The following is a 13,572-nucleotide window of genomic DNA, read 5'->3' on the forward strand; positions in this document are numbered from 1 at the left end:
GCTAGCCTCCACCGCCGAAGGTCTGTCCGGCGATCATCGCCAGATGCTCGACAATGGGTCCGAGTGCCAGGGACGGAAAGAAGGTCAGCCCGCCGACGATGATAATCACGCCGACCAGCAGGCCCACGAACAACCCGCCGTTGGTCGGAAAGGTGCCCAACGAGGCTGGGACGATCTTCTTTGCTGCGAGGGAGCCCGCAATGGCCAGCGCGGGAACGATGACCATGAAGCGGCCCATCAGCATGGCGATGCCGAGCGTGAGGTTGTACCAGAGAGTGTTGCCTGAGAGCCCACCGAAAGCGGATCCGTTGTTGGCTGCACCTGACGTATAGGCATAGAGCACTTCGGTGAAGCCGTGCGGTCCGGGATTGGCGATCGAGGAAAGGCCCGTCGGCAGGACGACGGCGATTGCCGTGAAGCCGAGCATGGCCAGGGGCAGGCACAGGACAGCGAGGACCGCCATCTTGACCTCCTTGGCCTCGATCTTCTTGCCGACATATTCGGGCGTGCGCCCAACCATGAGGCCGGCGACGAAAATAGCGATCACGGCGAAGATCAGCATGCCGTAGAGGCCTGCGCCGACACCGCCGATAATGATCTCGCCGAGCTGCATGTTGATGAGCGGGATCATGCCGCCGAGAGGCGTGAACGCGTCGTGCATGGCGATGACGGCGCCGCAGGAGGCTGCCGTCGTGACAACGGCGAAGAGGGATGACAGGGCGATGCCGAAGCGGATCTCCTTACCCTCCATGTTGCCGCCGTCGAGACCAAGATTGGCCAGGAGAGGATTGCCTGCCGCTTCGGACCAATAGGTGACGGCAACACCGATGAGAAAGAGGGTTCCCATGGCGGCGAAAATGGCCCAGCCTTGGCGTTCGTCGCCAACCATCCGCCCGAACACGTTGGTCAGTCCGGCGCCGAGCGCGAAGATCGACACCATCTGCACGAAGTTCGAGAGAGCATCCGGATTCTCGAAGGGATGCGCGGAGTTTGCATTGAAGAAGCCGCCGCCGTTCGTTCCCAGCATCTTGATCGCGAGCTGCGAGGCGACGGGCCCGATACTGAGCGTCTGCTTGGCACCCTCCAATGTCGTTACATCAATCGACGGCCCCAGGGTCTGGGGGACACCGCAGAACACGTAGAAAAGTGTCAGCACGATTGAAAGCGGCAAGAGCACGTAGAGTGTGCTGCGGGTCAGGTCGAGCCAGAAATTGCCGATGGTCTTCGTGGATGCTCGCGCGAAACCCCGGATCACGGCGACAGCAATCGCGATGCCTGTGGCGGCTGACACAAAGTTCTGAACCGTAAGACCCGCCATCTGCACCAGATAGCTCATGGCGGTTTCGCCACTATAATTCTGCCAGTTGGTGTTCGTGACGAAGCTGGCGGCCGTGTTGAAGGCAAGATCCGGCGCGACCGCCGACATGGCCGTGGGATTGAGCGGCAATGATCCCTGGAAGCGCTGCAGGCCATAGAGAATGACGAAGCCCGCGGCATTGAACAGGAGCAAGGCGACTGCATAGGAAAGCCAATTTTGCTCGCGGTGTTCGTCGACGCCGCTCAATCGATAGAGCACCCGCTCGACCGGCCGCAAAAGGGGTGAGAGAAACGTCCATTCTCCGTTGAAGGTGCGCGTCATGTACCAGCCGAGAGGCTTCGCGAGGGCGATGATGACGGCGCAGAAGACGAGGATCTGGATCCAACCATTGAGTGTCATGGCAGTGGACTTTCAGAAGCGCTCGGGCCGCAGCAGAGCATAGGTGAGATAGACGAGGAGGCCGGCGGTCACGAGCGCTCCCAGAACGAGATCGAGGAACATAGGCGTCTCCTCAAAGTCGATCACATGCGAAAGCGTAGCCGACAAAAAGAGCGATGGAGCCGAGCCCAACGGCCAGCATGACGACATCCAACAGCATCGGGATTTCCTCTCGTTTCGGCCGTGACCACAAAGCCTGTCGGTTGTGGCGCAGCCCTCGGATCAGTACTTGCTCAGGCGCACGATTCCGTCGCCCGGCAGTCCTTCAATTGCACGGGCTTGCGTTAAGGATCGAGAGGACACGAGACGGCACAATATAAAGATCCCATAAAGGCCGACGCGCAGTGCAGACAGATCGACACGGCCATGCTGCCGCGCTCCTTACGGCGCAGCATGGCGGCAAGCCGCCTGATCGATACCTTGAGTGAAAGCGCCTTCGCAGCGAATATTCATCCTGCGGACAGAGCCTTTTACCGAGTCTGCCTCGCGCCAGCCGTCTTTATGGGATTTTTATATGACTGTGCCGGCGTGCTCATAGCATTTATATACGCCGGTCTTTACCTGGAACGGCAGCGCCGAAGCGGTGAGCTCGAAAGCGGCCTGCCGGTCGTTCAGCAATGTCTCGTGCAGGCGGGACAAGATTCATGTGGCCGAAACAGAACCAGATTCGTGAACTTGAGATCGTCCTGGCAAGAATCCAGGCTGCTTCGGCGATCGACGATGGTCTGGCGAGGGACGTCATGACTCATGCCTGTCCACGGCTGGCTATTGCCCTGCGGCCGAGCTTGGAAGCAACGCGGCTGATCGATGCGGAGGCATGGGTTGATCTTGGCTTCTGGCTTATCAGCTGGGAGCTGCCCGACTGGGTCATTCACCGTCTCTCGTGCGATGATCGCGGCTGGAGCTGTACGATCTGTATCCGAGGTCTAGCGATCAACTGGGTCGAGGATTTTGCCGAGTTTCAGCATCACAGTCCGGCGCTCGCCATCCTTGGCGCGTTCGTTCAGGCGCAAATTCTGAAGGTTCAAGGAGAGGCCCCGAGCAACGTCACGCCTTTCAGGCGGCACGGGCATGTCGAAGCGGACCTTCTGGAAAATAAGGCAGATCGATAAATGACCGTTCCGGCATCGAGCCGACCACATGTTTCGGAAGCTTCCGAGGTTCCGTCCGTACAAGCCTCCAATTTTTGGATGCTGACCCTCGGCACCCTCGGCGTCGTTTACGGCGATATTGGAACGAGCCCTCTCTATGCCCTGAAGGAATCTCTCTCGGCGGCGGCAGGCGAAGGATTGCCTACGCGCGAGATGGTTTTCGGAATCACGTCGCTGATCATTTGGGCCCTGATCGTTATCGTCACGGTCAAATATGTGCTGTTCATTCTCCGAGCTGACAACAACGGCGAGGGCGGAACGCTGACTCTGATGGCGCTGGCGCAGCGCGCGATGGGTCACAACATCTTCCTTATCGCTTTGCTCGGGATGGTCGGTGCAGCCCTGTTCTATGGCGATGCGATCATTACTCCGGCCATTTCGGTCCTCTCGGCCGTCGAGGGATTGAACGTGGCAAGCCCATCCTTCGAGCACTATGTTCTGCCGCTCAGCCTCCTGATCCTCATTGCGCTGTTCGCGGTGCAAAGCCACGGGACCGCGCGCGTCGCCGCCTGGTTTGGTCCGATCATGGTGGCGTGGTTCATGCTGCTCGCGCTCGGCGGGCTTCGTCACATCGCGGACGATCCGGGTATCCTGGCCGCCATCAGCCCGACTTACGGCATCACCTTTCTTGCCACGCATGGCACGGCCGGTCTGTTCGCTCTCGGGGCCGTATTCCTCGCGGTGACGGGAGCGGAGGCGCTCTACGCGGATATGGGGCACTTCGGACGCCGGCCCATTCAAATTGCATGGCTCGGCTTTGTCCTGCCGTGTCTTGCTTTGAATTATTTCGGTCAAGGCGCTCTTCTGCTGGCCGATCCGGCCAAGATCGAGAATCCGTTTTTTCTGCTCTATCCGGATTGGGCATTGCTGCCGATGATCATCATGGCGACGGTGGCGACCATTATCGCGAGCCAGGCGGTGATCACGGGTGCGTTCTCAATCACCCAGCAGGCAATCCAGCTCGGGCTTCTCCCGCGTATGGAAATCCGTTGGACGTCCGAGACTGAAAAGGGGCAGATCTACATGCCGAAGGTGAACTGGCTGCTCCTGGTGGCGGTTCTGTTCCTTGTGATCAGCTTCAAGAGCTCGAGCGCCCTGTCTCACGCTTATGGTCTCGCCGTGACGGGAACGATGGTGGTCACGGCCATCATGGCGTTCTTCGTGGTCCGATATTTCTGGAACTGGTCGCTCTGGACCTCAGTCGCCGTGGTCGCGCCGTTCTTGATCGTGGACACGATCTTTCTCGCCGCCAATGCTCTCAAGATCCCGCAAGGTGGCTGGATGCCTCTTCTCGTCGGTGGGCTGCTGGTGATGATCATGATGATCTGGCGGCGTGGCACCCGCATCCTCTTCGAAAAAACCCGTAAGAACGATGTCCCTGTGATCGACCTCATCGGCATGCTTGGAAAGAGCCAGCCCTACCGGGTGAGGGGAACTGCCGTGTTTCTCACGAGCGATCCCGACATGGCTCCCGCGGCTCTCCTGCATAACCTCAAGCACAACAAGGTGCTGCATGAGCAGAACGTGATCCTGACGATCAAGACGGAAGATGCGCCCCGTCTCAGCGACAGGGACCGTGTGCGGATCGAGTCCATCGGCGATTCGTTCTGGCGGGTCATCATGAGCTATGGCTACATGGAGACGCCGAACGTGCCGCGTGGCCTGGCGCTCCTGCGCAAGCAGGGCTTCAAGTTCGATATCATGGCGACGTCGTTCTTCGTCTCGCGGCGCTCGATCCGGCCTTCCGTCCATGGCGGCATGCCGCTCTGGCAGGACAAAATCTTCATCAGCCTTGCCAAATCGGCCAGCGATGCGACGGACTTCTTCCAGATCCCGACCGGACGTGTTCTCGAAGTCGGGACGCAGGTGACGGTCTGAGGCATCCGAGGACCCGCGAGAACCCGCTTCAAGCCCGGGGGAGGGGAGCGGTTTCGAATCTTGGCTCCGCCTGACATCTCTCGTGCGCCGGTGTTGGACCGCTCGGTGGGTCCTACATTACGCGACGACCGTCTCGTCCTGCAGGGAATGCAGGGTGCCCGCGACCGCGAAGGGCCTAGTCCTCTCGAAAGTCGTTTGATATGAGGCTGCCAGGGCAGGTCCGCTGCCGCTCGAGGATGGATGAGACCATGGACAAGTTCACTGTGCTGGAAAGCGTCGCGGCGCCGCTGCGGATCATCAATGTCGATACCGACATGATCATCCCCAAGCAGTACCTGAAGACGATCAAGCGCACGGGGCTCGGCAAGGGGCTCTTTTCCGAGATGCGTTACCGCGAGGACGGCACCGAGAACCCGGATTTCGTCCTCAACCAGCCAGCATACCGCAAGGCGCAGGTCCTGGTGGCCGGCGACAATTTCGGCTGCGGCTCATCCCGCGAGCATGCTCCCTGGGCACTCCTCGATTTCGGGATTCGCTGCGTCATCTCCACGAGCTTCGCCGATATCTTCTATAACAACTGCTTCCAGAACGGCATTCTGCCGATCACCGTGAGCGCGGAAGACCTCGAAAAGCTCTTCGACGATGCCGAACGGGGCGCCAACGCGACGCTGACAGTCGATCTGGAAAACCAGGAAATCCGCGGCCCGGACGGCGGCAGGGTCAAGTTCGACATCGACCCCTTCCGCAAGCACTGCCTGCTCAACGGTCTCGACGGCATCGGCCTCACCATGGAGAAGGCTAAGACCATCGACACCTACGAGGAGAAGCTCGCCGAGCGCGCCTGGGCCTAAGCAGAACCAGCCACTCTCGCGAAGAAGGGGCAATCCCAACCAGAGTCCGGTCCTTATGCGGCCGGGCTCGTCTGCCGCCGGTTGCCAAATATTAACCAAATTGCCAGCACATTGGGGGGCATGACCCGTCTTTTTGCCCCCACGCTTCTCGCATTCCTCGGCTTGGCCGCGGCAACGCCGGCCCTCGCCCAGGCGGATTTCCGTTCCTGTCTATCGTCCCTGCGTGGTCAAGCTGCCGCCAAGGGCATTTCCGGCCAGGCTTTCGACCGGGCAACCAGCGGTCTTGCCCCGGACATGAGCGTTCTGCCACTCATGGACAATCAGCCCGAATTCAAGACGCCGATCTGGGATTATCTCTCAGCCCTTGTCGATGACGAGCGGGTGCAGGATGGCCGCGCCGCCATGCGCCAGTGGGGGCAGGCCCTGGCTTCGGCGGAGTCGCGCTTCGGCGTCGATCGCTACGTGATCGCAGGCGTCTGGGGCGTAGAATCCAATTTCGGCAAGGATATCGGGGGGCGCCCCCTGGTGCAGTCGCTGGCGACGCTCGCCTGCTACGCTCCCCGCCGCCGCGAATACTTCACCGGCGAACTCATGGCGACGCTCAAGATCGTCCAGGACGGCGACATTGATCCGGCGAACCTGCGCGGCTCCTGGGCCGGGGCCTTCGGCCATACCCAGTTCATGCCCTCCACCTTCCAGCGGCTCGCGGTCGACGGCGATGGCGACGGACACCGGGACATCATGACATCGGTGCCGGACGCGGTCGCTTCGACGGCGAATTTCCTCAAGAAGGCAGGTTGGGTGAACGGCCTGCCCTGGGGTTACGAGGTTCAGCTCCCGGCCGGTTTCAATACCGGGCTTGCTGGACGCAAGAACAAGCGTCCGCTCTCCGCCTGGGCCGCGATGGGGGTCCGGCACGTGGATGGCCGGCCACTGTCGGGAAATTATGCTGCAGGGATCATCGCCCCGGCGGGTCTCAACGGTCCGGCCTTCGTGGTGACCAAGAATTTCGATGCGGTCTATTCCTACAACGCGGCGGAATCCTATGGCCTCGCCATTGCGCTCCTCGGCGACCGTCTCAAGGGCCAGCCTGGCATCCGCACGGCATGGCCGACGGACGATCCGCCCCTCTCTCGCGCGCAGCGCCGGGAGCTGCAGCGGCTCCTCGCCGCTCGCGGCTACGATGTCGGCGAGCCGGACGGCAAGATCGGTCAGAAGACCCGCGAGGCGATCAAGGATGTGGAGCGGCAGATCGGCATCGAGCAGCGCGGCCGCCCCGGTGCCAAAGTCCTGCAGGCCCTGGGAGGCTAGGGACCTGTCATGGCCTGGAACAGCTTTCTGCTCTTCGTTCCCGCCTGCTTTGCCCTGAACCTTGCGTTCGGGCCCAATAATCTCCTGTCTCTCACCTATGGGATGCGTAGCGGCGTTCGCATGGCGACGGCTGCTGCCGTCGGGCGCCTGGCAGCCTTCGCGCTGATGATCGCTGTGACGGCGTTCGGGCTCGGCGCGGTCCTCGCAGCGTCGGAATTTGCCTTCTCGGTCATCAAATGGGTGGGCGCAGCCTATCTGGTGTGGATCGGCGTTAAGGTATTCCGCTCGGCCGGGGAGACGTCCGGCGCGGCCGCCGATACGGCGTCTCGCCGAACACTCGCCCCGCTAATGGCCCAGGAATTTTGGACAGCACTCGGCAACCCCAAGGCGATTCTGATCTTCACGGCCTTCTTCCCGCAATTTCTCGAACTTGAAGCCTATGGAACGAGCTTCGCGGTGATGGGGATAACATTCCTGAGCCTCGAGATCGTCGCGGTCCTTCTCTATGCCCTTCTGGGGCGCCGGCTCGGATCCCTGGCCCGGACGGGCCGGACGCTGGCTTGGTTCAACCGTCTCTCCGGGTCGATGATGATCGGTTTCGGCATCGCCCTGGCCTTCACGAGGCGACCCGCCTGACGTCATTTTCTGAAAGGCGCAGCTTCCATTCCTCAGCGTGAGCGTTACGTTCCCCTGACGGTCCTTGCGGGTGGGCAGGGGAAATTCAAAGTTTGACAAGGGGCAGCGGGAGGATCGATGCGGCGTATAAGTTCCATCGTGTTGGCGACCCTGGTGGGCGCCGGCGGGGCGTGGGCTGCGGATCTGCCATCCAAATTCCATGCCAGAGGCGAACGCGGAGCCGCGACCCTGGTCTATGAAGCTTCGGAAGATCGCGGCCATCGCCTGCGGTTCACCTGCGATCGAACAACCGGCGCCATCGTCGTGCGTCCTGAGCTGGCTGTGACAGGTTTCAAGGCTGGCGATCCGACGGCCATCACATTGTCGAGCAAAGGCGGGCGGAGCGTCATCGCCGCCACCGTTTCGCGGGATAGGCGCTCCGGTGAGATGATGGCGGCGGGAAAACTCTCGCGGCCGGGCGATCTCGTGCGGCTTCTCAACAGAGGCACGCGCCTCGAAGTCGACGTGTCCGATACATTCATGTCGGTGCGACTCAACCGGCGGACCCGCGCGGAATTCGCGCAATTCCGCGCTCGCTGCCCATCCCTTCGCTAGATCCTTCTTCGCGAGAACGGCCCGGTTCGCGGTCAAAAAAGACAGCACGGACAAGGGTGATGATCACACACAAGGGGGATCGGCTCTCGTTCGCCTAACGATCGCTGCGAAGGATGCTTGCCAAACCTGGGCCGGCAAGCCTAAACCCTCACCGTCATTCTCAGGCATGGCCCTGTGAATCCACGCCTTCAACCACGGCGTGCTCAACGTGGATGGCCGGGCTCGGATCCGGTCATGACGGCATGTCATCGGATCAGGGTTCTCTCATGGCAACGCACAAGCTCCTCCTTCTCCCCGGCGACGGCATCGGTCCGGAAGTCATGCGCGAAGTCGAGAAGATTGTGCGCTGGTTCGCCAAGAACGGCATCGGCTTCGAGACCGAGACGGATCTTGTCGGCGGCGCCGCCTACGACGCTCACGGCGCATCGATCTCCGAAGCTGCCATGGTGCGCGCGCAAGAGGCTGACGCGGTGCTTTTCGGCGCGGTCGGCGGCCCGAAATGGGACGGCGTTCCCTACGCGGTGCGGCCGGAAGCAGGCCTCCTGCGCTTGCGCAAGGATCTGGGCCTCTTCGCCAACCTGCGCCCGGCGATCTGCTATCCGGCGCTCGCTGACGCCTCGTCCCTCAAGCGCGAGGTGGTGGAAGGGCTCGACATCATGATCGTGCGCGAGCTCACCGGCGGCGTCTATTTCGGCGAGCCGAAGGAGATCGTGACCCTGGAGGACGGATCGCAACGCGCTGTCGATACGCAGCTCTACACCACGGCGGAGATCGAGCGCATCGTGCGCGTCGCCTTCGACCTCGCCCGGAAGCGCCGCAACAAGGTCTCGTCCGCCGAGAAGAGCAACGTCATGAAGACCGGCGTGCTCTGGCGCCAGATCGTATCGCGGCTGCACAAGGCGGAGGGCTCCGACCTGCAGCTCGAACATGTCCTGGCCGACAATTGCGCCATGCAGCTCGTGCGCAACCCGAAGCAGTTCGACGTCATCGTCACCGACAACCTGTTCGGCGACATCCTGTCGGATATCGCCGCGATGCTGACCGGCTCGCTCGGCATGCTTCCCTCCGCGTCTCTCGGTGCGGAAGACCCGAAGACCGGCACCCGCAAGGCCCTCTACGAGCCAGTCCATGGTTCGGCGCCGGACATTGCCGGCAAGGGACTTGCCAATCCCATCGCGATGATCGGCTCCTTCGGCATGGCTCTGCGCTATTCCTTCGGTCTCATCGAGGCCGCGGATATGCTCGACAAGGCCATCGCCAACGTGCTCGCTTCCGGCACGCGGACAAAGGACATCGCAGCTCCGGGTGCCAACGCTGTCGGCACCCAGGAGATCGGCGATGGGATCGTAAAGGAACTCAGCGCTCTCTCATGAGCGGACACATGCGGCGGCTGCGGGGTGATCTTCGCCCCCGGCCGTCAGCGAATCGAACCTGTCGATTCGACGTTTGGATTGAAATCGAGTGGTCCGAATGGATTCCGCGATCCGACGAAGGGACCGTTAAGGACCGGATCGGGTAGCACGCTGGCTCCGCCGAAGCGCTCGTTGTTCTGGCCGTAGGGTGGGTACAAGAGATAGGACTGCGTCTGGCCCTGGCCGGTATAGCCCGGGTTGATCGTATTCGGAGCGACCACATTCCCGGGGTCGAGGAAGCTGCGGGGCGTGACCCTGAACGTGAGGGGACGATTCCTGTTCTGCGCTTCCGCCGCGCCCGAGACGGCTACGGCGACGAGGGATGCCAAGCTCAAAACGACGAAGCGGCGCATCTTAGCCTCCAGCAAGAGCATTGAGGAAAGGCGCCGTTCCATCCCGCCTGCGCCTTTGTATGGAATCGGCGGACCTTGGAAAAAGTGCGCCGTTGCCTAAATTGTTCCGCTCTCCGGAGCGAGGCTTACGGATGACCTCAGAAAGGACGACGGTTGGATCGGCGCGACGATATTCCTGAGTTGCGAGGCAAGGATCGCCTCTCTGTCCTGGGCCGCGTTCCTCTCGTGGCCGAAACGCCGGAAGAGGGACTGGACGATCCGACGACTCCCGTTGCGCGCTTCTTCGTCCGCAACAATGGCTTGTTGCCCGAGCCCGTGGAGGATCCGGAAACCTGGAGCATCATGGTCGACGGCGAGGTCGAACATCCGCTCCGTCTGACCCTGGCCGAATTGAAGAGCCGCTTCGCCGTCAAGACGTTCCGCATGGTGCTGGAATGTGGTGGGAACGGACGCTCCTTCTTCACCCCTGCGGCCGAGGGAAATGCCTGGACGAATGGCGGCGTCGGCTGCGCCGAATGGACAGGAATTTCCCTGGCCGACGTCCTGCGGGCCGCCGGGCCGAAGCCGTCTGCGGTCTATACCGCTCATTACGGGGCCGATCCCGATAAGTCTGGTAGCCGCGACGCCGCATCGATTTCCCGAGGGATGCGACTGGCAAAGGCGCTCGAAGAGCACACGCTTCTGGCCTTCGCCATGAATGGGGAGCCGCTTCCTTTCCTCCATGGCGGGCCGCTGCGCCTCGTGGTGCCGGGTTGGCCTGGGTCGCTAAGCCAGAAATGGCTGACGCGGATCTGGATCCGCGATCGGGAGCATGACGGCCCGGGCATGACCGGTCTGTCGTATCGCGTGCCCGTCGATCCGATCTCGCCAGGATCGTCCGTGGAGGGTATTCCGCTCCGCATTCTCGAGTCGATGCCAGTGCGCAGCATCGTCACCGCGCCGGCGGATGGCGCAACTTATCCAGCCGGGACGAGGCAGATCGCCATCCGTGGTGCTGCCTGGGCGGGAGACGATACGGTCGTGCGGGTCGCGCTCTCCGTTGACCGCGGGAAGACCTGGGTCGACGCAACTCTCGAACCCCTTTGCAACCGCTACGATTGGGCGCGCTGGGCCGTGTCCCTCGCGGTCCCTGGGGATGGGGCATGCGAGATCTGGGCCCGGGCAACGGACGCGACGGGGCGGACGCAACCTCTTGCTCCGGAGAACTGGAATCCCAATGGCTACGGCTGCAACGCCGTGCACCGCGTAGCAATCACGGTCGGACCGGCGATTTGACGGCAATGGCGGCCGTCCGGGCCGCAAGCGCGCAAGCTTCCGTGCGATTGCGCTCCGCGTGAGCGAAGAATGCCTTTAAGATAAGGCTGTCGGTTCCGGCCAACGTCACCCGGTCGATGAAGCAGGCCGTCTGTGTGGGGTCGATGCTCTGCGGATCCACCCCGCACAGCCAGCCCTGGATGCCGAAAGCGGAATCCGCATCCGCGAACCGGAAGGCTTGGCAGGTCTGCTCGGTTGCACCCGCCAGCGTCATCTCCGCGATTTCCACAGGGCCGAACTTGGTCGCCATCAGCCGGCTCTGCGCATTGCGGGTCACCGAGAGCCCGGCTTCAGCGGCCTTGCGGACCGTGTCGACGAAGAAGCTGCGCTTCCCACCGTCCGGGCTGCCCTGGGTCACGACGAGCCTGGCATGACGCGGATCGCCGAACTGTCCGAGAAGGACGGTGTCCTCGCGGGCTCCGGACGTATGTTGACGCGCGGTAAGAAGTGGCGGAGCGAAAGCCTTCTCCAGGCCGAAGACAGCGCTGGCCTGGGGCAGTGGCCGCCATGCTGGAGGCGGCGCGATGAGGGGAGAGGCCGGAACATCCTTCGGTTCGGCTGTCGGGCGGCTCTGTCGGTCGTCCTGCCGAGCGAAATGAACCAGAGCCGCGACGGTCAGCCCGGAAATCAGGCACATCCGCAGCCAGGGCAAGCGGGAGCGCCCACGCTGAGACGGCCGCTCGTCATCAAGATCGAGCGGATCGTCGTCCCAGTCGGCGTCGATCGCCTGCGGCATGGTGCTCCCGTTCCAGGTGGTGACGTAACTTGAGCGAGTGTTCTACCGTAGCATTCGCGCGCATTCGAAACCTTTCGTTCAGCATCGTGAACGAAAGGTTACCGATCCCCACCCTATCGACAGCTCATCCCCGGCCTCTCCAGGCTCGGCGACGACCGCGGTGAGAGGCGTTCGCTACCGCGGCGATCGACGGTTGGGCGTCCGGAAACGCCACCCGACGGCATGAAACAGGATCAGGTCTTCTGCCGTTTCCCTCCCGGCGCTGCCGGAACGCGCTTTCGCCGTAAGAATGACTTGACGCAGCTTTGCCTTTGATGTGTTGGTGGAGGGATCTTCGGCCCGACAATGGGCCATGCGATGGACGATGGCTATGACGCTGCTCAGCACGACGAGCAAAACGAAAACCGTCACGACGGCCGTGAAAACGGCCGCCTAAGCCTCGTCGTCCCCGGTCCTCTCTCCCGTCGGGGCGAGAGGCGACACCCGACAAGGGTCTTCATCATCTCCCGGGGAGAGCGAAAACAGGAGAAGTCCAATGGGTTACAAGGTCGCTGTGGTCGGCGCGACGGGCAATGTGGGCCGTGAGATGCTGAGCATTCTCTCCGAGCGGGCCTTCCAGGCCGATGAGGTGGTGGCGCTGGCCTCCCGCCGCAGCCAGGGAACGGAAGTTTCCTATGGCGACAAGACGCTGAAGACGAAGGCCCTCGATACCTACGACTTTTCCGACGTGGACCTCTGCCTCATGTCGGCGGGCGGCGATGTGTCGAAGGAATGGTCGCCGAAGATAGCCGCCCAGGGTGCCGTCGTGATCGACAACTCCTCGGCCTGGCGCTACGACCCGGACGTGCCGCTGGTGGTTCCGGAGGTGAATGCCGACGCCGTGCGCGGGATGAAGAAGAACATCATCGCCAACCCGAATTGCTCGACCGCCCAGCTCGTCGTGGCACTCAAGCCGCTTCACGACCGCGCCACGATCAAGCGGGTGGTGGTCGCAACCTATCAGTCGGTGTCTGGCGCCGGTAAGGACGGCATGGACGAGCTCGATCGTCAGACCAAGGCGCTCTATTCGCTCCAGGACGTGCAGGAAAAGAAGTTTCCCAAGCGCATCGCCTTCAACCTGATCCCCCATATCGACGTGTTCATGGAGGACGGGTACACGAAGGAAGAGTGGAAGATGATGGCCGAGACCAAGAAGATTCTCGACCCGAAGATCAAGCTCACGGCCACCTGCGTGCGCGTTCCGGTCTTCATCAGCCATTCGGAAGCGGTGAACGTGGAGTTCGAGAAGCCGATCTCCGCCGACGAGGCCCGGGACATCCTTCGTTCCGCGCCCGGCATCGTCGTGATCGATAAGCGCGAGCCGGGCGGCTACATCACGCCCCATGAGGCCGCCGGTGAGGACGCAACCTATGTGTCGCGCATCCGCGAGGACATCACGGTCGAGAACGGCCTGTCCTTCTGGTGCGTGTCGGACAATCTGCGCAAGGGCGCAGCCCTGAACGCGATCCAGATCGCCGAAGCGATGGCCAATCGCAACCTGCTGCCCTCGAAGAAGAAGGCAGCCTGATCGACGGCAGATC

The 13,572-nt window shown here is 62.3% G+C and carries 13 protein-coding genes; 9 read left to right on the forward strand and 4 right to left on the reverse strand.

Annotation, left to right across the window (positions count from 1 at the left end):
- Window position 1: 1 nt before the first annotated feature.
- Both kdpA and K9B37_RS04760 read right to left on the reverse strand, forming a co-directional pair.
- Window positions 2-1,717, reverse strand: a complete 1,716-nt coding sequence (gene kdpA, locus K9B37_RS04755; RefSeq protein ID WP_224311692.1) for a potassium-transporting ATPase subunit KdpA — start codon at window positions 1,715-1,717, stop codon at window positions 2-4.
- A gap of 12 nt (window positions 1,718-1,729) precedes the next feature.
- Complete coding sequence (locus K9B37_RS04760) at window positions 1,730-1,819, reverse strand: K(+)-transporting ATPase subunit F (protein WP_224311694.1); 90 nt, start codon at window positions 1,817-1,819, stop codon at window positions 1,730-1,732.
- A 581-nt stretch (window positions 1,820-2,400) separates the two neighbouring features.
- On the opposite strand from K9B37_RS04760, the gene K9B37_RS04765 reads away from it, so the two are divergent.
- The 7 genes from K9B37_RS04765 to leuB all read left to right on the forward strand — a co-directional run bounded on the left by K9B37_RS04765 (window position 2,401) and on the right by leuB (window position 9,550).
- Complete coding sequence (locus tag K9B37_RS04765) at window positions 2,401-2,868, forward strand: hypothetical protein (RefSeq protein WP_224311695.1); 468 nt, start codon at window positions 2,401-2,403, stop codon at window positions 2,866-2,868.
- Window positions 2,869-4,785 carry a potassium transporter Kup gene (locus K9B37_RS04770; protein WP_439651683.1) on the forward strand — a complete coding sequence of 639 codons (1,917 nt, stop codon included), beginning with the start codon at window positions 2,869-2,871 and terminating at the stop codon, window positions 4,783-4,785. It begins immediately after the preceding gene.
- A 248-nt stretch (window positions 4,786-5,033) separates the two neighbouring features.
- Complete coding sequence (leuD, locus tag K9B37_RS04775; RefSeq protein WP_224311697.1) at window positions 5,034-5,636, forward strand: 3-isopropylmalate dehydratase small subunit; 603 nt, start codon at window positions 5,034-5,036, stop codon at window positions 5,634-5,636.
- Window positions 5,637-5,756: 120 nt separating this feature from the next.
- Window positions 5,757-6,947: a lytic murein transglycosylase gene (locus K9B37_RS04780; RefSeq protein WP_224311699.1), complete on the forward strand. Its 1,191-nt coding sequence runs from the start codon at window positions 5,757-5,759 to the stop codon at window positions 6,945-6,947.
- Window positions 6,948-6,956: 9 nt separating this feature from the next.
- Window positions 6,957-7,583 carry a LysE family translocator gene (locus tag K9B37_RS04785; RefSeq protein WP_224311701.1) on the forward strand — a complete coding sequence of 209 codons (627 nt, stop codon included), beginning with the start codon at window positions 6,957-6,959 and terminating at the stop codon, window positions 7,581-7,583.
- Between the two features lie 117 nt (window positions 7,584-7,700).
- Window positions 7,701-8,177 carry a hypothetical protein gene (locus K9B37_RS04790; RefSeq protein WP_224311702.1) on the forward strand — a complete coding sequence of 159 codons (477 nt, stop codon included), beginning with the start codon at window positions 7,701-7,703 and terminating at the stop codon, window positions 8,175-8,177.
- 266 nt (window positions 8,178-8,443) lie between these two features.
- Window positions 8,444-9,550 (forward strand): 3-isopropylmalate dehydrogenase, encoded by a 1,107-nt coding sequence (gene leuB, locus K9B37_RS04795; RefSeq protein ID WP_224311704.1) that lies wholly within the window; start codon window positions 8,444-8,446, stop codon window positions 9,548-9,550.
- A 44-nt stretch (window positions 9,551-9,594) separates the two neighbouring features.
- Here the strand turns inward: leuB and K9B37_RS04800 are convergent, their stop codons facing one another.
- Window positions 9,595-9,942: a hypothetical protein gene (locus tag K9B37_RS04800; RefSeq protein ID WP_224311706.1), complete on the reverse strand. Its 348-nt coding sequence runs from the start codon at window positions 9,940-9,942 to the stop codon at window positions 9,595-9,597.
- A gap of 153 nt (window positions 9,943-10,095) precedes the next feature.
- On the opposite strand from K9B37_RS04800, the gene K9B37_RS04805 reads away from it, so the two are divergent.
- Window positions 10,096-11,217: a sulfite oxidase gene (locus K9B37_RS04805; protein WP_224311707.1), complete on the forward strand. Its 1,122-nt coding sequence runs from the start codon at window positions 10,096-10,098 to the stop codon at window positions 11,215-11,217.
- Here K9B37_RS04805 and K9B37_RS04810 read toward each other — a convergent pair.
- Entirely contained in the window at window positions 11,195-11,992 is a 798-nt protein-coding gene (locus K9B37_RS04810) for a hypothetical protein (RefSeq protein ID WP_224311709.1), read from the reverse strand. The two genes, K9B37_RS04805 and K9B37_RS04810, sit on opposite strands and share 23 nt — an antisense overlap.
- 535 nt (window positions 11,993-12,527) lie before the next feature.
- On the opposite strand from K9B37_RS04810, the gene K9B37_RS04815 reads away from it, so the two are divergent.
- A complete protein-coding gene (locus K9B37_RS04815; RefSeq protein WP_224311710.1) occupies window positions 12,528-13,559 on the forward strand; it encodes an aspartate-semialdehyde dehydrogenase in 1,032 nt (343 codons plus the stop codon).
- The last annotated feature ends 13 nt before the right edge of the window (window positions 13,560-13,572 follow it).

It is taken from the genome of Microvirga puerhi (genome assembly GCF_020089865.1).
Lineage (GTDB): Bacteria > Pseudomonadota > Alphaproteobacteria > Rhizobiales > Beijerinckiaceae > Microvirga > Microvirga puerhi.